1 pseudogene is annotated in these 553 nt (G+C 32.5%); it reads right to left on the bottom strand.

From position 1 onward, the window contains the following. Positions 1-482, bottom strand: a pseudogene (locus tag OKC24_RS19895) (IS4-like element ISAba33 family transposase); the annotation flags it as partial. Positions 483-553: the final 71 nt, after the last annotated feature.

The following is a 553-nucleotide window of genomic DNA, read 5'->3' on the forward strand; positions in this document are numbered from 1 at the left end:
ATAAATTCTCTGTCTGCAAACACATTCACAATACGATCTTTACCAAAAATGGAGATAAAGCGTTGAATCAAAGCAATACGCTCTTTTGTATCTGAATTTCCACGTTTATTGAGCAATGTCCAAACAATAGGTATCGCTATTCCACGATAGACGATGGCTAACATCAAGATATTAATATCTCGTTTTCCCCATTTCCAATTAGTTCTATCCAAAGTTAATTGGACTTTATCGAATGAAAATATATTGAAAATTAACTGAGAAATTTGACGATAATCGAAATACTGATCTGCAAAGAAGCGTTGTATACGTCGATAAAATGATTGTGGTAAGCACTTGATGGGTAAGGCTTTAGATGCAGAAGAAAGATTACATGTCTGTTTTACAATTAATGCAAGCATAATCAGTGTAAAACATTTTGCATGTGACTTGTTCCACTTTAGATATTTGTTTAAGATGAGATGTAACTCATTGAAATGTGTCATCATATTCGTCGTCAGAAAACAAGTATTATGCCATTATTTCAATGAGTTATCTTTTTTTGTCGTGTACAAAG

The sequence above is a fragment of the Acinetobacter entericus genome (assembly GCF_026168575.1).
Lineage (GTDB): Bacteria > Pseudomonadota > Gammaproteobacteria > Pseudomonadales > Moraxellaceae > Acinetobacter > Acinetobacter bouvetii.